Source organism: Mesorhizobium sp. M1312, from assembly GCF_040318115.1.
Classification (GTDB): Bacteria; Pseudomonadota; Alphaproteobacteria; order Rhizobiales; family Rhizobiaceae; genus Mesorhizobium.
Genome location: NZ_JAMYLQ010000026.1, coordinates 60,713 through 79,918 on the forward strand (window position 1 = coordinate 60,713; position 19,206 = coordinate 79,918).

16 protein-coding genes are annotated in these 19,206 nt (G+C 63.0%); 14 read left to right on the forward strand and 2 right to left on the reverse strand.

The genetic code is table 11. From position 1 onward, the window contains the following. Positions 1–21: 21 nt before the first annotated feature. From NKH36_RS25435 to NKH36_RS25465, 7 genes are all read left to right on the forward strand, one after another. Entirely contained in the window at positions 22–1,167 is a 1,146-nt protein-coding gene (locus tag NKH36_RS25435; protein ID WP_352961484.1) for a hypothetical protein, read from the forward strand. Positions 1,168–1,191: 24 nt separating this feature from the next. Next, positions 1,192–3,102 carry an AAA family ATPase gene (locus NKH36_RS25440; protein WP_352965033.1) on the forward strand — a complete coding sequence of 637 codons (1,911 nt, stop codon included), beginning with the start codon at positions 1,192–1,194 and terminating at the stop codon, positions 3,100–3,102. Between the two features lie 69 nt (positions 3,103–3,171). After that, complete coding sequence (locus tag NKH36_RS25445; protein ID WP_352961478.1) at positions 3,172–3,570, forward strand: endonuclease domain-containing protein; 399 nt, start codon at positions 3,172–3,174, stop codon at positions 3,568–3,570. Between the two features lie 78 nt (positions 3,571–3,648). Next, positions 3,649–4,953, forward strand: a complete 1,305-nt coding sequence (locus NKH36_RS25450; RefSeq protein WP_352961475.1) for a DUF6638 family protein — start codon at positions 3,649–3,651, stop codon at positions 4,951–4,953. Between the two features lie 51 nt (positions 4,954–5,004). Then, the gene (locus tag NKH36_RS25455; RefSeq protein WP_352961472.1) at positions 5,005–6,147 is read left to right on the forward strand and encodes a DUF2333 family protein; all 1,143 of its coding nucleotides are present in this window, start codon (positions 5,005–5,007) and stop codon (positions 6,145–6,147) included. Positions 6,148–6,306: 159 nt separating this feature from the next. Further along, positions 6,307–6,702, forward strand: coding sequence for an ester cyclase (locus NKH36_RS25460; RefSeq protein ID WP_352961469.1), 396 nt, complete (start codon positions 6,307–6,309; stop codon positions 6,700–6,702). Between the two features lie 316 nt (positions 6,703–7,018). Then, positions 7,019–8,698, forward strand: coding sequence for a formate--tetrahydrofolate ligase (locus tag NKH36_RS25465; protein WP_352956315.1), 1,680 nt, complete (start codon positions 7,019–7,021; stop codon positions 8,696–8,698). A 283-nt stretch (positions 8,699–8,981) separates the two neighbouring features. Here the strand turns inward: NKH36_RS25465 and NKH36_RS25470 are convergent, their stop codons facing one another. After that, positions 8,982–9,617, reverse strand: a complete 636-nt coding sequence (locus NKH36_RS25470; RefSeq protein ID WP_352961467.1) for a cysteine hydrolase family protein — start codon at positions 9,615–9,617, stop codon at positions 8,982–8,984. A gap of 129 nt (positions 9,618–9,746) precedes the next feature. Between NKH36_RS25470 and NKH36_RS25475 the strand changes: the two genes are divergently transcribed. Then, complete coding sequence (locus tag NKH36_RS25475; protein ID WP_352961465.1) at positions 9,747–10,730, forward strand: helix-turn-helix domain-containing protein; 984 nt, start codon at positions 9,747–9,749, stop codon at positions 10,728–10,730. Here the strand turns inward: NKH36_RS25475 and NKH36_RS25480 are convergent. Beyond that, on the reverse strand, positions 10,703–11,296 hold the full coding sequence (locus NKH36_RS25480; protein WP_352961462.1) for a sugar O-acetyltransferase: 594 nt from the start codon (positions 11,294–11,296) through the stop codon (positions 10,703–10,705). The two genes, NKH36_RS25475 and NKH36_RS25480, sit on opposite strands and share 28 nt — an antisense overlap. 164 nt (positions 11,297–11,460) lie before the next feature. Between NKH36_RS25480 and NKH36_RS25485 the strand changes: the two genes are divergently transcribed. From NKH36_RS25485 to NKH36_RS25510, 6 genes are all read left to right on the forward strand, one after another. Then, on the forward strand, positions 11,461–11,922 hold the full coding sequence (locus NKH36_RS25485) for a DUF4126 domain-containing protein (RefSeq protein ID WP_352961514.1): 462 nt from the start codon (positions 11,461–11,463) through the stop codon (positions 11,920–11,922). Continuing rightward, positions 11,919–13,295 (forward strand): FAD-containing oxidoreductase, encoded by a 1,377-nt coding sequence (locus tag NKH36_RS25490; RefSeq protein ID WP_352961459.1) that lies wholly within the window; start codon positions 11,919–11,921, stop codon positions 13,293–13,295. The genes NKH36_RS25485 and NKH36_RS25490 overlap by 4 nt, the downstream gene beginning before the upstream one ends. 158 nt (positions 13,296–13,453) lie before the next feature. Then, positions 13,454–14,623, forward strand: coding sequence for an MFS transporter (locus NKH36_RS25495; RefSeq protein ID WP_352961457.1), 1,170 nt, complete (start codon positions 13,454–13,456; stop codon positions 14,621–14,623). Positions 14,624–14,708: 85 nt separating this feature from the next. Then, a complete protein-coding gene (locus NKH36_RS25500; protein WP_352961454.1) occupies positions 14,709–15,782 on the forward strand; it encodes a M14 family metallopeptidase in 1,074 nt (357 codons plus the stop codon). A gap of 260 nt (positions 15,783–16,042) precedes the next feature. Next, positions 16,043–18,232 (forward strand): anthranilate synthase, encoded by a 2,190-nt coding sequence (locus NKH36_RS25505; RefSeq protein ID WP_352961452.1) that lies wholly within the window; start codon positions 16,043–16,045, stop codon positions 18,230–18,232. 28 nt (positions 18,233–18,260) lie between these two features. Further along, positions 18,261–19,190, forward strand: a complete 930-nt coding sequence (locus NKH36_RS25510) for a cation diffusion facilitator family transporter (protein ID WP_352961449.1) — start codon at positions 18,261–18,263, stop codon at positions 19,188–19,190. The last annotated feature ends 16 nt before the right edge of the window (positions 19,191–19,206 follow it).

Below are 19,206 nucleotides of genomic sequence, written 5' to 3' on the forward strand. Positions count from 1 at the left end.
TCGCTCCCAAGGGCTGGCTGCATGACCCCCGAAAACGAAGCGGCAACGCGTTATTTCTCGGCGATCACGGCGGCACTCAGCGGCCTCGAAGTGTTCATGCGCGACGATCGCTCGCCGCTCTACCGGCACGGCATCGTCGCCAAGATCGTCGCCGAGTACATTGCGCGGCTCGACAATTCGTTTTCCTGCTGGCGCAACCGGCTGGGTTTCATGGAGACGTTCCGCATTTCGCGCGCCGAAAGCGGCTTTCCGGTCTTCCAGAACGTGCTCGAGCTGGAGAATGACCGCCGCCAGGCCGATACGCGTCTCGCCAACATACCGCTGGCCGACGAGCTGCGCGAGGAAATGGCCGACTTCGTCCTCCGCCACAAGGAATTCCCCGAGGCGCTGCAGAAGTCGATGGCCGAGCGGCTCTATCTGGAGGGCGTCAGGAGCGAGACGACCTTCGGGCCGTTCACCTTGGCGCAGACGGCAAAAGTCTCGGTCAATCCGAAGACCGGGCGGCCCTACTACCTCGTCCATTGGGCCGCCTTCGACGGCAGCGCCAACCTGCCGCTGGTCTACACGGTGACGGTCGAGGATTCCTCCGAAGAGATGATCGGGCAGCTTGTCGACCGCAATGGCAAGCTCAACGACAAGGTCGACATCCCGCTGCCCGTCGAAGGGCTGCTCAATCCCGAGCTAGCCCGCCGCTTCGACGATTTCACCGAGAAGAATTCCGCCTACACGCTGTCGCCGGCGACGATCGCCGTCAACCTCGACAAGGATTTCGAGCAACTCCACCCCAAGCAGCTGCGCCGCGTCGTGCTCGGCCCGTTCTATTCGGCCGGGATTACCGACAACAATTCGACGGTGAGCGACGTTCTGGATAAGGTGCGCAAGCCGGAAAACGCCTGGCTGCTGACCTGGACCATCCAGGAGGTCTACTCCAAGGCCGAAAAGCCCGGCCGCAAGGGGCTGTTTTCGAACGAGAAGACAACGCAGGAATTTTTCATCGACACCGACGATCTCGAGGCCGCGCGCCAAGGCGTGTCGAGCTACGAGAAGCATGCGCTGATCCCGCATGAGGCCTATCAGGCGCTCTACGCCGCCGGCGAGGCGCAGAAGATCTTTTCCGGCTACAAGGTCCACATCTTGTCCAAAGGACAGGTCATCAGTGACGTCTGACCGTCAAACCGCGGAGCATCCTTCATGGACACCGGCCTGACCACGATTTCGGAAGCGGCAATCGAAAAGCACCGCGCCACCGCGCAGAGCTTCATCACCCGCATCGTCGTGCTGGAGGACCCGTCGCGGGAATCCGGGACAGCGCTGGCCGGCACCAACCGCCGCTTCGTCTCGACCGTCTCGGTCGGCTCGGTGCGCCGCACGCGCGAGGTCGAGCTTTCCAAGACCGTCGCCGCCGTGCATCCCGGCGACCAGCTGCTGAGCATTGCGCAGCACATGCTGCTGTTTCGCACCCGGCGCGGGCTGGCGATCGCGCTGGCCATCGCTGATGTCTTCGCCGAAGGTTCAGACCTCGAAAGCCTGAAGGCGAAAAACGCCCGCGCCCCGCTCGAAGGCGACGAGGCTGCTACCTTCAAGAAGCTGCTGTCGGCCTCGGCCTATATTTCGGCCTTCAGCCTCGCCTCCTATCTGTTCCAGCTGATCGACAGCGACGGCGAGGCACCGAACGACACGCCCGAGCCGGACTTCTTGTTCGATACGCCGCAGGATGCGGTGAAGTCGATCCTCGCCGGCCTCGACAGGGCGATATCAGGCGCGAAGGACGACGCCGATCTGATGACCCGGGCGCGCGCCTTCGCCCGTGTCGCCATCGACGGGCTTTTGGCGCGAAAGGGCCGCTTCGACGGCATCGGTCCGTTCGAGAACGCGCATATCCGCATCGACGTCGACGACTTCACTCTCGACGGCTTCGACGTCGCGCCGGGCAAGCGGTCGAAGCCGCTGGTGATGACCTTCAAGAAGCCGGAAGAGGTCGTCGGCAACCATATCGCCAAGTACCAGTCGGTGAAGCTGGCCAAGATGCTGATGGCTTACGACTTCGAGCGCGAGCTGAATCCCTTCGTCGAGCTCGGCGGCTTCCTGTTCACCTTCATCGGCGACGGCGCGCCGGGCACCGGCAAGACGACGCTGATCCAGATGATCGCCGGTCTCGTCAACGGCTACTGCCAGGTCGCCGGCTATTCCTTCGCCTATGAGAATTTCGGCGTCGACCAGATTTCCTCCTATCAGGGCAAATCGGGCCAGAACTGCCGCCAGTTCATCAACAATGTGCTGAACCCGCGCGTCATCGGCTTCGGCACCATCGATGATATCGACCAGGTGGCGGCACGCCGCTCCGACGATCGCGCCTCGGCAGGCCAGCAGGAAATCACCGGTGTCCTGATGGACGCGTTCGGGGGCGCCGGCACGGTGGTGCGCGGCAACTGCTCCTTCGGCATGTTCTCCAACTATCCCGAAAACGTCGACGACGCGCTGCGCCAGCGCGCCGGCGCCCGCTGGCTGGTCGATGGGCCACAAACGCGCGACGACTACATCGACATCTTCGTGCTGCTCGCCGGCAAGAACCACAAGATCCCGCTTGGCGACCACAAGCTCTACGCCGCCCAGGAGATCCAGCGCGCAGTGATGGAAGCCTATGAAGAGCATGAAAAGCCCAAGGAAGACGGGCTGATGAAGGTCTATGAGCGCTACATGAAGGAGAACGGTGCACCGAAATCGATGGCCGACATCGGCACCTATCTGCACATGATCAAGGAGGCCGAGCCGCGCTTCACCGGCCGCGCCATCAAGAACGTCACCGACGCAATCAAGATGCGCGCCATGGACATCGAGCTGCCGGATGAATGGTTCGAGAAGCCGGAGGTCTTCATGCACAAGAGCTACGACGACAAGAAGGCGATGATCGAGGAACTGCGCGGGCCGTTCTCGATGGACATGGTGATGCAGGAGGTCAACCGCTACGCCGACTCGGAGTTCCGCTACTCCGACAAGTCCGACGACGCGGCGGTGACCAAGCTGATCCGCGACACCCGCCTGCGCGACCGCGCGGTGCGCGAGATCGAGGAATTGAAGAAGAAGGGCCTGTGGAATGCTTGAGCCCGGCGCTTCTCCCTTCTCCCCGTTCACGGGGAGAAGGTGCCCGAAGGGCGGATGAGGGGCAGCGCTATGCGTGGTGGAAACGAGCCGAAGGTGGCGAGGGCCAGGCAGCTTCGAAAAGTCGAGAATGATGCGGAGGAATGGCTATGGCACGAACTGCGCGGGCGACGATTGAACGGCCACAAATTTGTTCGCCAACTGCCGATCGGTCCCTATTTCGCCGACTTCGCCTGCCGCGAAGTCAATCTGGTTGTGGAGGTCGATGGAAGTCAGCACGTAAATCGATCTCAGGATCGATACAGGGATGATACCATGAACAGGAACGGTTGGTCGGTGTTAAGGGTTTGGCACTCGGAGGTTCTGACGGCCCGCAAGAGCGTGCTGGATACGATCGTTGCGGCCCTGGATGGTCGGCTAATCAGAAAATGGTTGCTGTCGACGCGAAATTTCTACCCTCTTCACCGTTGAGTGAAAGATGATGAGCGTCTGCGCCGCCCCTCATCCGCCCTTCGGGCACCTTCTCCCCGTGAACGGGGAGAAGGAAGCATGAGCCCCGCCAGGAAATCCGATCTGCTGCGCGAGAATGAGCTGATCTATGGCCGGCTGCTGACCATTGACGAGCCGCATCTCATCCAGCGCTACAACAAGGCTTTGGTCGCCTTCGGCCTGAAGCCGACGAAGCTGAAGAGCTTCGAGATCGACCGCACCGGCTTCTCGCCGCAGGTGGCCGAAGAATGCGGCGACTACAACTACCTCGACCCTAACGAGATCAACCGCCGCTTCATCATCCTGACGCCGTCGCAGATCGACCTGCCGGTGGTGCACACCGCCTTTTCCAACACCTCGCAACTAATGTTCGAGTTCATGTCGAAGAATCAGCGCGCCATCGACGCGCTGACCATCAAGGATGTCATCTATGGCGAGATCGAGGATTCGGTCCCCAAGGTCGCCGACATCGAGGATCTGCTGTCGATCAATCAGGTCGAGTTCAAGGTGCTGTCGGCGGAGGACGTGCTGGGCAAGGCCGCCGAACTCGGCAAGCTCGTCGACCAGCTGAAGCAGGAGCCCGACGCCTGGCGCGACAGCGCCATGCTCACCCGCATGGTCGAGCTTGCCAAGATCTGCGGCGACATCCGCGAGAACGCGCTTGTGCCAGATCAGGTGATCTTTCGCCACAGCGCCTATTGGACCAGCCATTTCGGCGGCCTCTATGTGTTCATCGACCCTGATATGACGACGGTGATCAGCGACCCGGCAGCACCCGGCTTCCGCCGCTCGCGGCCGTGGCAAGTGAGCTACCTCTCGATCAACGATGCCGACAGGGTGTTCAAGTTCCTCGCCGCGACCGGCCGCATCGAACTGCCGCGTGCCTCGTGGATCGAAACATCCGGCTATCTCGAACACCGCGCCGAGATGGTGGTACGCGCGCTGATCCGCGACGCCGAGCCCGACCGCAACTTGACCGACGTCGACAAGGTCTGGCTGCAGACCTGGATTCACGGCCATGCAGACCTGATCACCAGGGACGGTAATTTTCCCTTTCTCAACGCCGCCAAGCGCGAGATCGCTCACCTCGGCTATCTCAAGATCGAGGACGTGTTCCCGCAGCAGCGTTTCCTGGCGATCCGGGCCAAGCCCGGCCATCCCGACGCCTGGCTGACCAACCAGCTGATCTCGGATTTCGTGCCGCAGGACTTCGTCTCGCGCTACGTCTTCAACAAACCGGGCTTCTACAGGGACTATGACGGCTTCAGCGATGCCTGGCGATCACATGTTGTGGACGTTCTGAAAACCACATATCTGAAAGACAAGGTGGCGTTTCGCACACGCCTCTACGGCCTTACCGATTGAATGCCTAACCTTATCGAATTCTTGGCTGACTGACGAGGGGGTGACATCGCCATGCTTGATCCGATCGTGAACTTCTTCACACGGATGTTCCAGTGGGTCGGCCGCGGCATCGGCTTAGCCGTCGGCGTGATCCTATGGCCTTTCATGTGGGCCGGGCACTGGTACACACAGCGCGGCTGGATCCTGAAGGCGGTGCTCGGCCTCGCCCTGCTCGCGCTGATCGGCCTCTACGGCTACTTCATCTGGAACACGCAGGTCTGGAGCAATTTCAATCCCGCCTATGCGGAGGCATACAATTTCAAGCAGCCGGCCGGAACCGCTCCGGCCCAGCCCGCTCCTTCCGCCACGGGGGAAACCGCTGGCGTCGAGGGAGAGGTCAAGACCTGCACCAACTCGGCCATAGTCCAGGTCGCGGCCGATCTCATCGATTTCAACGTCAACGAGAACGCCTGGATCTCGTCGATGATACTCTACAAGCTCGGGTTCTTCGGCATGGACTGGGACCGCACGCCGTTTCTCGACAACAAGGCCTCGTTCCAGCGCGGGGTCAATCAGGCCATTCGGCGCACCGCGGTCGAGCTTGTCGACACGCTGGGCCGCGTCCGCGGCACCAGCCAGATCGACCAGAACCTGCAGGATGCGCGCGGCGCGATCACCTTCGACGAGGAAACCTGGTATTTCGGCCTCAGGCCCTTTGGTCCGAAAACCCCGACGCCGAGTTTCTATCGCACGGCGGGGAACAGCCTTCGTGCCTTCAACGACCGGCTCATGAAATGCGAGGTTGTCTTCAACGCGCGCGCCGACAACCTGTTGCAGTTCGTCGACCGGATCGCGAGTGACATAGGCTCGACGTCGGACCTGATCCGCGACCGTTCGCAGAACTTCAACAGCGGCTGGTTCGACACGCGCGCTGACGACCGCTTCTGGTTCGCCTACGGCCAGCTCTACGGTTATTACGGCATCCTGACGGCAGCGCACCACGACTTCCAGCAGATCCTCGACAATCGCGGCCTCACGCCACTGTGGAACAGCGTGGAAGGCCAGCTCAAGGCAGCGCTCGCCATCCAGCCTTTGATAATCTCCAACGGCCGCGAGGATGGCTGGATCATGCCCACCCACCTCACCACGATGGGTTTCTATGTGCTTAGGGTGCGATCGAACCTCGTCGAGGTCAGGTCCGTTCTGGATCGGTGAAGGAAGCGAATGGTGAAAGACGTCTGGCTTGAAATCACCGCTGTCCCTGGTCGAATCGGCAACGTGTCGAGGCAATAGTTCGGCCGCATATCGCGGCGAGCGGAACCTGACTGCCTCGTCGTCGTTCAACCGCTGGGCGGCAGCCAGCGAGGACACGCGATGGATATCCGGGAAGTTGCCCGAAACTTTTATGCCACAATCGACACGCAAGACTGGGACAAACTGGCCAGTCTGGTCTCTCCATATCTCGCCGTTCATCTCGGCAGCGCCAACCCGATCGGCTTCGATGACTGGCGCAAATCCCTGACCGAGTTCTTTGTCGGATTCCCGAACGGACATCACGTCATCGACGACTATGTCAGCGATGCCGACAAGGTGGTCACGCGCTGCCGCTTTCAGGGCACGCACACCGGCATCTTCCATGGTGTCGAACCGAGCGGAAATCGCGTGTCGGTTGGTGTGATTAACATTGATCGCGTTGAGAACGGCCTCGTGGTCGAGCATTTCGGCCAGCTTGACGGCCTGGGGCTGATGCACCAGATCGGCGCATTCTGACGCGACCGCTCGAAGCGCCGACCGGCGCTCGAACCCTGTCGCATTCCGTGCATTCCGCGGCTGTTTTGAGACGGCAGGACGGCGCGTGCTCTGGCTTCTATACGGCGCGACAACCGGGCGCGAAGATCCGGGACAGGTCGACCGGGAAACAGAGCCGCCTTTCTCTAGAGGAAACATAGTTGCATACAAGTTGACCCCACGGCAGCGACAGGGTTAGAACGTGCCCTTGCCTGCAGTGCCAGGCTGTTTCGAACAGGCTTGCGACCACACTGATCAAACCCGTCCCCTCCACCGTCCAATCCAGAGGAAAGCCGCCATGGCCGAAGTGAAGTCCGACATCGAGATCGCGCGCGCCGCCGACAAGAAGCAGATCCAGGAGATCGGCCAGAAGATCGGCATTCCGAGCGAGCACCTTTTGCCTTACGGCCACGACAAGGCGAAGATCTCGGCCGAGTTCATCAAGTCGGTGAAGGCAAACAAGGACGGCAAGCTGATCCTCGTCACCGCTATCAACCCGACGCCGGCCGGCGAAGGCAAGACGACGACGACGGTCGGCCTCGGCGACGGTCTCAATCGCATCGGCAAGAAGGCGATCGTCTGCATCCGCGAGGCCTCGCTCGGGCCGAATTTCGGCGTCAAGGGCGGTGCTGCCGGCGGCGGCTATGCGCAGGTCGTGCCGATGGAGGACATGAACCTCCACTTCACCGGCGATTTCCATGCCATTACCACGGCGCATAATCTGCTTTCGGCGCTGATCGACAACCACATCTACTGGGGCAACGAGCTCGGCATCGACATCCGCCGCGTCGTCTGGCGCCGCGTCATGGACATGAACGACCGGGCGCTGCGCGAGATCATCTGCTCGCTCGGCGGCGTCGCCAACGGCTTTCCACGCGAGGGCGGCTTCGACATCACCGTCGCCTCGGAGGTCATGGCGATCCTGTGCCTCGCCACCGACCTGAAGGACCTGGAAAAGCGCCTCGGCGACATCATCGTCGCCTATCGCCGCGATAAGTCGGCCGTCTACGCCCGCGACCTCAAAGCCGACGGCGCCATGGCCGTGCTGCTCAAGGACGCCATGCAGCCCAACCTCGTGCAGACGCTGGAGAACAACCCGGCCTTCGTCCATGGCGGCCCGTTCGCCAACATCGCGCATGGCTGCAACTCGGTCGTCGCCACCACGACGGCGCTGAAGCTTGCCGACTATGTCGTCACCGAAGCCGGTTTCGGCGCCGATCTCGGTGCCGAAAAATTCTTCGACATCAAGTGCCGCAAGGCTGGCCTGAAGCCGGCGGCAGCCGTCATCGTCGCCACCGTGCGCGCCATGAAGATGAATGGCGGCGTCAAGAAGGAAGACCTCGGTAAGGAGAATGTCGAGGCGGTGAAGAAGGGCTGCGCCAATCTCGGCCGTCACGTCGAGAATATCAGGCAGTTCGGCGTGCCGGCGGTGGTCGCCATCAATCATTTCTATTCCGACACCGACGCTGAAATCCAGGCGATGAAGGACTACGTCGCCTCGATGGGCGAAGAGGCGATCCTGTGCAAGCACTGGGCCCACGGCTCGGCCGGCATCGAGGAGCTCGCCGGTAGGGTGGTGGCGCTTGCCGAATCCGGCGCGTCGCAGTTTGCGCCGCTCTATCCCGACGCGATGCCGCTGTTCGAGAAAATCAACACCATCGTCCAGCGCATCTATCGCGGTTCCGAAGCGATCGCCGACAAGTCGGTGCGCGACCAGCTCCACGCCTGGGAGCACGCCGGCTATGGCCACCTGCCGGTCTGCATGGCCAAGACGCAGTATTCGTTCTCGACCGATCCGAACCTGCGCGGCGCGCCGACCGGCCATACCGTGCCGGTGCGCGAGGTCAGGCTGTCTGCCGGCGCCGGCTTCATCGTCGTCATCTGCGGCGAGGTCATGACGATGCCCGGCCTGCCCAAGGCGCCGTCCTCGGAGAAGATCTTCCTGAACGAGATAGGCCAGATCGAAGGCCTGTTCTGAGAGCTATTTGGTCCGGTGACGAGACGAAATCGAAGACGGAATTCGTCCGTCACACGTGCCCATTCCGGGCGTTTGCGCTGCCCCTCACCCTTACCCTCTCCCCGTGAAAAACGGGGAGAGGGGGGAACGCCAACGTTGCGGCCAGTTCCCTTCTCCCCGTTGTTCACGGGGAGAAGTGCCCGGCAGGGCGATGAGAGGCAGCGCCGATTTCAATAATTGGCCTTAAATTAGTACGGAACGCGGGAGACCGCCGTTTGCGGGCGGGCTGAACATCTGACTTAGCCTAAGCCGCGTTGCGTGCCAGCGCGCGCTGGTTGGAGGCGTAGGGCGTATCGCGCTCGGGCAGCACGCCGGTCTTCAGGCAGTCAATCCATTCGGCGGTTTTGAGAACGGCCGCAAAGCGCGACTGCAGGATAACAGTCACCACGCGATGGATGTCCTCGGCCGAGGCGTAGCCGGCGCTGTTGGCATAGGGCAACGATCCCGTTGCATCCGACAGGAACTCGACCGCAAAGCCCATATGGACGGCGTGGATGACCGTCGACAGATCGCAATTATGCGTCATGTAGCCGACGACCGTAATCGTATCGATAGCGTTGGCGCGCAGCCACTCCTCAAGGTCGGTGCCGGTGAAGGCGCTTGGCAAGGCCTTTTCGATGTAGTGATCGCGGCTTCGCCTTGATATCTCGGGATGCAATTCTGCGCCATGGCTGCCCTTGGCGAAGACCGGTGACGTTTCCGGCGCCAACTGCTTGATAACCACGACCTTGACGCCCGACTCGGTGGCCGCGTCCATCGCCCGCGCCACGTTCACGACGCTCTCGCGAAACGGCGGGTGCTTGATGGCGAGGTTGCCGCCGTCATAGTCGTTCTGAACGTCGACGACGATGAGGGCACGGCGTGGCGCTTTTTCCGACATGGGTTTTCCTTTCCCGTTTGATATTGGTGGGTCGAGGATAGGCTCGGCATCGGTCCGTAAAAAGTGTCCCGATTGACATTGTTCGAAAGAATTGGGACAATTCGGATTTAACCCTCATTGGTGCTCATCATGGCCGATCCGATCGTTGCCGCCATCGCCTTCGACGGCATCAGCCCGTTCCACCTCTCCGTCCCGTGCCTTGTATTCGCAGAGGATCGCACGGCGCTCGGCCTGCCGCGCTTCGATTTCCGGGTCTGCGCGATTGAGAATGGGCCGATCCGCACCGATGCGGGGCTGACCATCAGCGTCCCGCACGGGCTTTCCGCGCTTGATAGCGCCGACATCGTCATCATGCCTAGCTGGAAGAACCTCGAAGTCTCACCGCCAGCGGCACTGATCGAAGCGCTGCGTCGCGCCCACCGACGCGGCGCGCTGATTGTCGGACTGTGCTTGGGAACATTCGCTGTTGCGGCGACCGGACTGCTTTCGGGGCGGCGAGCCGCGACGCACTGGGCCTACACAGATCAGCTGCAGGCACTCTATCCCGACATTCTCGTCGAGCCGGAGGTGCTCTACATCGACAATGGCGATGTCGTGACTTCGGCCGGTGTCGCCGCCGGGCTCGACTGCTGTCTGCATATCGTGCGGGCCCGGTACGGCGTGGAAGCGGCTCTTCGGCTTGCCCGGCAGATCGTGCTTTCTCCGCATCGGCAGGGCGGGCAGGCGCAGTTCATAGAACGTCCCATCGCCAGGACCGGCAATGCGGACCGCTTTACACAGGCCCTCGATGCGGTGCGCAAGACGCTGGGCGAGACGCACAGCCTGGACAGTGTCGCCGACGCCGCCGGCCTCACCCGTCGGACGTTCACGCGCCGCTTTCAAAAATCGATCGGCACCAGCTTCGGCGACTGGCTGACCGATCAGCGTGTCGCGCTGGCGCAGCGGCTGCTGGAAGCGACGGAAAAATCGATGGATATGGTTGCCTTCGAGTCAGGGTTCGGCAGCGCCACATCGCTGCGCCAGCACTTCGCGGCGCGGCTCAGAACCACGCCCGCGCAGTACCGGCGCGAATTCTCGAAGAACGCTCAGGACGCATACGCCGCCTCGCGCTGATCGGGACGCTCAGCCGCGCCTGACCGGCCGCGCCGGTTGCCGACGACCGTGGTGTTTGCCGCCACGTCGCGCGTCACCACAGCACCCGCTCCGACAATGGCGCCGGCGCCGATGCTGATGCCGCCGAGGATGATGGCACTGCCGCCGATCCAGGCATGGTCGCCGATCTCGACCGGCTTGGCGATCTCCAGACCCGCCTGTCGACCGGCAGCCTCCTTGTGGTGCTCGGCACAATAGATCTGCACATTGGGGCCGAGCAGCGTTCCCTTGCCAATGCGGACTGGCGCCGTATCGAGAATGACGCAGGCGGCATTGAGGAAGACGCCGTCGCCGAGAAAGACATTGAAGCCATAGGCGCAATGGAACGGCGCTTCGATCCGGGCGCGCTCGCCCACAACGCCGAGCAGCGACTTCAAGGCAGGTCCGATGTTCCCACGTTGCCGGGGCGGCAGCGAATTGTGCTCGAACACCGCGTCGCGGGCCATGACCCGCATCGCCTCCAGCTCTGCGTCGAGGCAAGTGTACCACTCGCCTGCCGCCATTTTTACGCGCTCGCTTCTGTTCAAGGCGATGCCCTCCTGTCTTACCCTGCTGTTTCAACGTGGGGCCAAGGCACGGTCCATAAAAATCGGGTAACGCCAGAGATCGCAGGCCTCTGGTCAAATGCCGATCCTATGCTAGCCTGCCTCGGCTGGGCTATCCCAGGCCGTGTGATCGAGGGGGATCAATCCTGCTGTACATCCTTGCATTTCTGATCGGCGTCGTTGCCGGCCTTCGCGCCATGACCGCGCCTACCGCCGTCGCCTGGGGCGCTTATCTCGGCTGGCTGCCGGTCGCTGGAACCTGGGCCAGCTTCCTGGGGCACTGGATGACCGTAGGCATCTTCACTATCCTGGCCATCGTCGAGCTGGTCACCGACCAGTTGCCATCGACGCCGAGCCGCAAGGTACCGCAGCAGTTCGGCGCACGCATCGTCATGGGCGCCTTCACCGGCGCGGTGATCGGCGCGACCGGCGGCGCCACCATCGGCGGCCTGATCGCCGGAGCCATCGGCGCGGTGATCGGCACGCTGGGCGGCGCCGAGCTGCGCAAACGCCTGGCGATCGCTTTTGGCAAGGACCCGCCGGCCGCCTTCATCGAGGACACGGTGGCGATCGTCGGCGGCCTGCTGGTCGTGGCGGCCGTGGCATGACGGCAAAGACATTCGACGCGATCATCATCGGCGCCGGACAGGCCGGCCCGCCGCTCGCCGGCCAACTGACGGCGGCCGGCATGAGCGTGGCGCTGATCGAGCGAAAACTGGTCGGCGGCACCTGCGTCAACACGGGCTGCATGCCGACCAAGGCCATGGTGGCCAGCGCCTATGCCGCGCATCTCGCTCGCCGCGCCGCCGACTACGGCGTGACGCTCTCCGGTCCGGTCGGCGTCGACTACAGAGCGATCAAGGCGCGCAAGGACAAGGTGTCGAACGACGCCCGTGGCAATCTCGAAAGCTGGATTGCCGGCATGGACAAATGCACGCTTTATCGCGACCATGCGCGCTTCGAATCCGCCAACACCGTGCGCGTCGGCGATGATCTTCTGACCGCCGAAAAAATATTCCTCAACACCGGCGGCCGTGCCTCGGTGCCTGACCTGCCGGGCGTCAACGACATTTCGTACCTGACCAACTCATCGATGATGGACCTCGACGTGCTGCCGCGCCATCTCGTCGTCGTCGGCGGCAGCTACGTCTCGCTCGAATTCGCGCAGATGTTCCGCCGTTTCGGTTCAGAGGTCACAGTGATCGAAAAGAGCCCGCGGCTGATCGCCCGCGAGGACGAGGATGCCTCGGCTGCCATCCTGTCCATCCTCGAAAACGAAGCCATCACGGTCCATCTCGGCGCCGATGACATCAGCTTCGCCAGGCAGGGCAATGAGATTGCCGTGACCTTCACCGCCGGCAAGGCGCCGGCGGTCGGCTCGCATGTATTGCTGGCGCTGGGCCGGACGCCCAACACCGACGATCTCAACCTCGACAAGGCCGGCGTCGAGATCGACAAACGCGGCTTTATCGTCGTCGACGACCAGCTGCGCACCAGCGTGCCCGGTATCTGGGCGATGGGTGACTGCAACGGCAAGGGTGCCTTCACCCATACCTCATACAATGATTACGAGATCGTCGCCGCCAATCTGCTCGACGATGATCCGCGCAAGGTCAGCGACCGTATCGAGGCCTACGCGCTCTATATCGATCCGCCGCTCGGCCGCTGCGGCATGACCGAGACAGCGGTGAGAAAATCCGGCCGTCGCGCGCTGGTCGGCAAGCGGCCAATGACCCGCGTCGGCCGCGCCATCGAGAAAGGCGAGACGCAAGGTTTTATGAAGATCCTGGTCGACGCCGACACCAAGGAAATCCTCGGCTGTTCGGTGCTCGGTCCCGGTGGCGACGAGGCGATCCATTGCGTTCTTGATCTGATGTACGCCAAGGCGCCGGTCAGCACGCTCGCGCGGGCAACCCATATTCACCCCAATGTCTCGGAACTTCTGCCCACCATCGCCCAGGAGCTGAAGCCGCTGGCATAGGCTTCGGCCTCCGCTCTGCATCCACCGCAGGCGGCAAGGCGCAATGGCAACCTCGATCTGCTGTCCGTTTTCTGCAATGCAGCATTGCAGCAATCGCGGTTGTGCGCCACGTGAATCCGCGGACAGTCTGCGTTGAACCGATTCAGTGTGGACGCACCATGCCCCTGCCGATCCTAGCGCTCGCCATCGCGTCCTTCTGTATCGGCACCACCGAATTCGTCATCATGGGCCTGCTGCCCGAAGTCGCCGCCGACCTCGGCGTTTCGATCCCGTCGGCGGGCCTGCTGGTCACCGGCTATGCGCTCGGCGTCGTCTTCGGCGCGCCGGTGATCGCGGTGGCTACGACACGAATGCCGCGCAAGCCGGTGCTGGTCGGTCTGGCAATGTTGTTCGTCGTCGGCAATCTCTTGTGCGCGATCGCACCCAATTATTGGATGCTGATGGCGGCGCGCGTCTTCACCGCTTTCGGTCACGGCGCCTTCTTCGGCATCGGCTCGGTCGTCGCCGCCAGCCTGGTGCCGCGCAACAAGCGGGCCAGCGCCATCGCACTGATGTTCGCCGGCCTGACGCTGTCAAACATCCTCGGCGTCCCCGGCGGCACCGCGCTCGGCGAAGCCTATGGCTGGCGCGCCACCTTCCTGGCCGTGGTCGGGATCGGCCTTATCTCGGTCGCAGCCATCGCCTGGCTGGTGCCCGCCGGCATCACCCAACCGAGCGGCGGCGGCCTGCTCGGCGAGGTGCGCGTGCTCGGCAAGCTGCAAGTGTGGCTGGCCATGCTGATTTCGGCGCTGGCATCGGCCAGCCTGTTTGCCGTCTTCACCTATATAAAGCCCTACCTCACCGACGTATCCGGCCTGTCGACCGCGACCGTAATATGGGTGCTGCTGCTGTTCGGCGGCGGCATGACCATCGGCAACATCATCGGCGGCAGGCTCGCCGACTGGAAGTTGATGCCGACGGTAATCGGTACGCTTTTGATGCTGGCGCTGCTGCTCGTCGGCTTTGCCGAATTCGGCGCCATCGCAGCCGTGGCCATCTTCATCGTTTTCCTGTGGGGCCTGCTCGTCTTCGTCATTGTACCGCCATTACAGATCCGTGTCGTCGAAGCGGCCTTCGAAGCGCCGAACCTCGCCGCCACGCTGAACCAGGGCGCCTTCAACATCGGCAATGCCGCCGGCGCCTGGGTGGGCGGCGTGGCACTTTCGCTGGGCGTGTCCTATGCCAATCTGCCGCTGGTTGGCGCAGCGCTCGCCCTGGTGGCGGTCGCCGTGGCAGTGATGTCGCAGACGTTGGACCGCCAGCTGCTGGTGACGCACCCCGCGCAATAGTTGCGCCCATAGCGCGGCAGACTGGACCAATCGACAGCGTATCGGCGAAAGGGCATGTGTTCGGCCTCTTTCCTGGAGGAGTATCATGCAGAAATCGATCGAGCGCATCGCCGGCGACAGCGAGGGCGTTTCCTACGAATTCCCAGTGTTTCGCTTCGAAGGAGCGGACAAGTCGGCACCTTCGGCCTATCTGCAGGCCGCGCTGCATGCCGGCGAACTGCCGGGCGTCGTCGCCATCGACGCGCTGATGCCGATGCTTGAAAGGGCCGAAGCCGAAGGCCGCATCAAGGGCAATATCACCATCGTACCCCAGGCCAATCCGATCGGCCGCGCCCAGTATCATTTCGGCGAGCATCAGGGCCGTTTCCACCTGGGCACGCGCACCAACTTCAACCGCGGCTTTCCGCTGCTGGCCGCGCCGGACACGACGCGCTTGCCGGACACCACGCTTGGCACTGCCGACCAGCGGCTGAAGACGCGGCTGCTGCAGCTGTCGATCGGCCACGACATCGTGCTCGACCTGCACTGCGACGACGAGGGCCTCGCCTACCTCTATGTCCAGGCCAACCTGTGGCCCGCCATGGCGGATTGTGCGGCGGCCATGGGCGTTGATGCGGTAATCCTGTGGGATGAGGACACCGACGGCACCTTCGAAGGCGCCTCGATCACGCCGTATCTGAACGTCCCTGCCGATGTGGCGCGGTTCGACCGGCGCGTCGCCACCACGGTCGAGTATCGCGGCATACTCGATGTCGACGGCGCTTTGGCCGGCGCCGATGCCGAAGGGCTTTATCGGCTGCTGGTGGGGCGCGGCGTGATCCTAGATCAGACGCTGCGCACGCCCGGCAGCTTTGCCGGGCCCAATTCTTTCAGCGGTATCGTCGCACCGCTCGAAAACATCGACATGATGCCGGCGCCCCGGGCTGGCGCGGTCCTTTACGAGGTGAAGCCGGGCGACAGCGTAGCCAAGGGCGCGCGGCTTGCCACCATCGTCCATGCGCCAGGTGAGTCCGACGGCCGCACCCAGGTGTTCGCGCCGCAGGCGGGCATCATCCTGACACGGCGTTCCCGGCGCATCATCCGCGCCGGCGAAGATCTGCTGAAGCTGGTCGGCGACAGGAAGAGCGCAGATGCAAGGTCGGGAACACTGGAGGACTGAGGCCTATGCCCTTCGCCAAGCGCTTCATTGAATCCAGTTGCGTGGCCGTTCAATCGCCGCTATTGGAATCGCCATGAACATGCGCTCGATCAAGACCGTTTGGTGGTGGGCTCGCTGACAGCGGCCTGTTCGAACGCGTGCGCGTGAAAATAGAAGGTGGCCGCAACGGAATGTCCGGGCGGCCATTTGTTTTTTCAAGCCATGCCCCGGGTCCGTTGCCCCAAGACGCTGATATAGCCAAGACGCTGATGGAGACGGCAATGACGACGAAAATTCTGGACAACGGGGCGGAGCGCTTCGTCACGGCGGGTGGCGTGACGATTACCCGCGAGCGCCATGACCGGCCCTATGAAGGCGCGATCGACGCCTATATCGACGGGCTGAATGCGCGCCGCGGCGCCGTGTTTTCCTCGAATTACGAATATCCCGGCCGCTATACGCGTTGGGACACCGCCATCATCGACCCGCCGCTGGTGATCTCGGCGCGTGGCCGCGCCATGCGCATCGAGGCGCTGAACAGCCGTGGCGAGGTGCTTCTGCCGGTGATCGGCAAGGCGCTTGGCGGCCTTGACGACGTGACGGTCGCCGAGACGTCGAAGAGACTGATCCGCCTCGACGTGGCCAAGCCCGGCCGTGTTTTCACCGAAGAGGAACGCAGCCGCGTTCCCTCCGTCTTCACCGTGCTGCGCGCCATCACCGCTTTGTTCAAAACGGAGGAAGACGCCAATCTCGGCCTCTACGGCGCCTTCGGCTATGATCTCGCCTTCCAGTTCGATCCAGTCGACTACAAGCTCGAGCGCCAGCAAAGCCAGCGCGACCTTGTGCTGTTCCTGCCCGACGAGATCCTGGTCGTCGACCACTATTCGACCAAGGCCTGGACCGACCGCTACGACTATTCTGGCGACGGGTTTTCGACGGAGGGCCTGCCGCGCGACGAAATCGTCGAGCCGTTCAAGACCGCCGACCGCATCCCGCCACGCGGCGACCATGAGCCGGGCGAATATGCCAATCTGGTGCGCAAGGCCATGGAAAGCTTTAAACGCGGCGATCTGTTCGAGGTGGTGCCCGGCCAGATGTTCTACGAGCGCTGCGAGACGCCGCCCTCCGACATTTCCCGCAAGCTGAAGACCATCAACCCCTCGCCCTATTCCTTCTTTATCAATCTCGGCGAGGGCGAATATCTGATCGGCGCCTCGCCCGAAATGTTCGTGCGCGTCAACGGCCGCCGCGTCGAGACCTGCCCGATCTCAGGCACGATCAAGCGCGGCGACGACGCCATTTCCGACTCGGAGCAGATCCTGAAGCTGCTCAATTCGAAGAAGGATGAATCCGAGCTGACCATGTGCTCGGACGTCGATCGCAACGACAAGTCGAGGGTCTGCGACCCAGGCTCGGTGCGCGTCATCGGCCGCCGCCAGATCGAGATGTATTCGCGGCTGATTCATACCGTCGACCACATCGAGGGGCGGCTGCGCGAAGGCATGGACGCCTTCGACGCGTTCTTGTCGCATGCCTGGGCGGTCACGGTCACCGGCGCGCCGAAATTATGGGCTATGCGCTTCATCGAGCAGAACGAGAAGAGCCCGCGCGCCTGGTATGGCGGGGCGATCGGCATGGTCAATTTCAACGGTGACATGAACACCGGCATGACGCTTCGCACCATCCGCATCAAGGACGGCATCGCCGAGGTGCGCGCCGGCGCCACGCTGCTCTTCGACAGCATCCCCGAGGAAGAAGAAGCCGAAACCGAACTGAAGGCATCCGCCATGATCTCCGCCATCCGCGACGCCAAGTCTGGCAATGCCGCCGATACCGAACGCGCCACCGCACGCGTCGGCGACGGCGTCAACATCCTGCTGGTCGACCACGAGGACTCCTTCGTCCACACGCTGGCCAACTATTTCCGCCAGACCGGCGCCAACGTCTCGACCGTGCGCACGCCTGTGCCGGACGAGGTCTTCGACCGGCTAAAGCCAAATCTGGTCGTGCTCTCGCCCGGCCCCGGCACGCCGAAGGACTTCGACTGCGCCGCCACCATCAAACGGGCCCGCGCGCGCGACCTGCCGATCTTCGGCGTCTGCCTCGGCCTGCAGGCGCTGGCCGAGGCCTATGGCGGAGAGCTGCGGCAGCTGCACGTGCCGATGCATGGCAAACCGTCGCGTATCCGCGTGTCGAAGCCGGGCATCATCTTTTCCGGCCTGCCCAAGGAGGTGACGGTCGGCCGCTATCACTCGATCTTCGCCGATCCGGTCCGCCTGCCCGATGGCTTCGTCGTCACGGCCGAGACGGAAGAAGGCGTTATCATGGCCTTCGAGCACAGCAAGGAGCCGATCGCTGCGGTGCAGTTCCACCCGGAATCGATCATGACCCTCGGCCACAATGCCGGCATGCGCATCATCGAGAACATCGTTGCACATCTACCGCGCAAGGCTAGGGAAAAGGCGGCTTAGCTCCGGCTTCCGCGGCTGGAACCAATTAATGACCGCAATTGATCCGAAAACCGCCGGCAAGCGCAAGGTCGCCAGCCTCGCCTTCTGGTCGATCATCGTGGCTTTCGTCGTGCTCGGCCTGAAGCTGGCGGCCTGGTATCTCACCGGTTCCGTGGCGCTGTATTCGGACGCGCTGGAATCGATCGTCAACGTCATTGCCTCGGCCGCCGCCTACTGGGCGATCCAGGTCAGCTACAAGCCGGCCGACCAGGATCATCCCTTCGGCCATCACAAGGCCGAATATTTCTCGGCTGTTCTGGAGGGCGTTCTGATCGTGCTGGCAGCCCTTCTGATCCTCAACGAAGTGTGGTGGTCCCTGCGACATCCCGCCCCGCTCGAACAGCCCTGGACCGGCCTCGCCATCAACGGCGTCGCGACAGCGATCAACGCCTTCTGGGCCTTGACGCTGATCCGTACCGGCCGTGCCGAGAAGTCGCCGGCGCTGGTCGCCGACGGCAGACACATCATGACCGACGTGGCGACCTCGGTCGGCGTGTTCATTGGTCTGGTCGGCGCCGTGCTCACCGGCTGGCAAGTCCTCGATCCCGCTCTCGCCGTCATCGTCGCGCTGAACATCCTGTGGCAGGGCTGGCACGTCATCGGCTCGTCGATGAACGGACTGATGGACCGCGCCGTCGACACGCAGGAGCACCTGCAAATCCGCGACATCATCTCGGCCAATTGCAAAGGCGCGCTGGAAGTCCACGATCTGAAGACGCGGATTGCCGGCCGCGCCACCTTCATCGAGTTCCACCTGGTCGTCGATGCCGACATGTCGGTGGGCGACAGCCACGTCATTTGCGACCGCATCGAGGACGCGCTGAAGGCAGAAATCCCCTCGGTGCGCGTAACCATCCATGTCGAGCCCGACGACGAGGCAAAACTGCCCAAGGGCACGACGGCAGTGCCGTTCGCGTGAAGCGGCGATCACCAGG

What these genes read in the sequence shown, in the direction of transcription:
- NKH36_RS25435 (WP_352961484.1), top strand. Translation starts at nt 22, where the DNA reads ATGACCCCCGAAAACGAAGCGGCAACGCGTTATTTCTCGGCGATCACG.
- NKH36_RS25440 (WP_352965033.1), top strand. Translation starts at nt 1,192, where the DNA reads ATGGACACCGGCCTGACCACGATTTCGGAAGCGGCAATCGAAAAGCAC.
- NKH36_RS25445 (WP_352961478.1), top strand. Translation starts at nt 3,172, where the DNA reads ATGCGTGGTGGAAACGAGCCGAAGGTGGCGAGGGCCAGGCAGCTTCGA.
- NKH36_RS25450 (WP_352961475.1), top strand. Translation starts at nt 3,649, where the DNA reads ATGAGCCCCGCCAGGAAATCCGATCTGCTGCGCGAGAATGAGCTGATC.
- NKH36_RS25455 (WP_352961472.1), top strand. Translation starts at nt 5,005, where the DNA reads ATGCTTGATCCGATCGTGAACTTCTTCACACGGATGTTCCAGTGGGTC.
- NKH36_RS25460 (WP_352961469.1), top strand. Translation starts at nt 6,307, where the DNA reads ATGGATATCCGGGAAGTTGCCCGAAACTTTTATGCCACAATCGACACG.
- NKH36_RS25465 (WP_352956315.1), top strand. Translation starts at nt 7,019, where the DNA reads ATGGCCGAAGTGAAGTCCGACATCGAGATCGCGCGCGCCGCCGACAAG.
- NKH36_RS25470 (WP_352961467.1), bottom strand. Translation starts at nt 9,617, where the DNA reads ATGTCGGAAAAAGCGCCACGCCGTGCCCTCATCGTCGTCGACGTTCAG.
- NKH36_RS25475 (WP_352961465.1), top strand. Translation starts at nt 9,747, where the DNA reads ATGGCCGATCCGATCGTTGCCGCCATCGCCTTCGACGGCATCAGCCCG.
- NKH36_RS25490 (WP_352961459.1), top strand. Translation starts at nt 11,919, where the DNA reads ATGACGGCAAAGACATTCGACGCGATCATCATCGGCGCCGGACAGGCC.
- NKH36_RS25495 (WP_352961457.1), top strand. Translation starts at nt 13,454, where the DNA reads ATGCCCCTGCCGATCCTAGCGCTCGCCATCGCGTCCTTCTGTATCGGC.
- NKH36_RS25500 (WP_352961454.1), top strand. Translation starts at nt 14,709, where the DNA reads ATGCAGAAATCGATCGAGCGCATCGCCGGCGACAGCGAGGGCGTTTCC.
- NKH36_RS25505 (WP_352961452.1), top strand. Translation starts at nt 16,043, where the DNA reads ATGACGACGAAAATTCTGGACAACGGGGCGGAGCGCTTCGTCACGGCG.
- NKH36_RS25510 (WP_352961449.1), top strand. Translation starts at nt 18,261, where the DNA reads ATGACCGCAATTGATCCGAAAACCGCCGGCAAGCGCAAGGTCGCCAGC.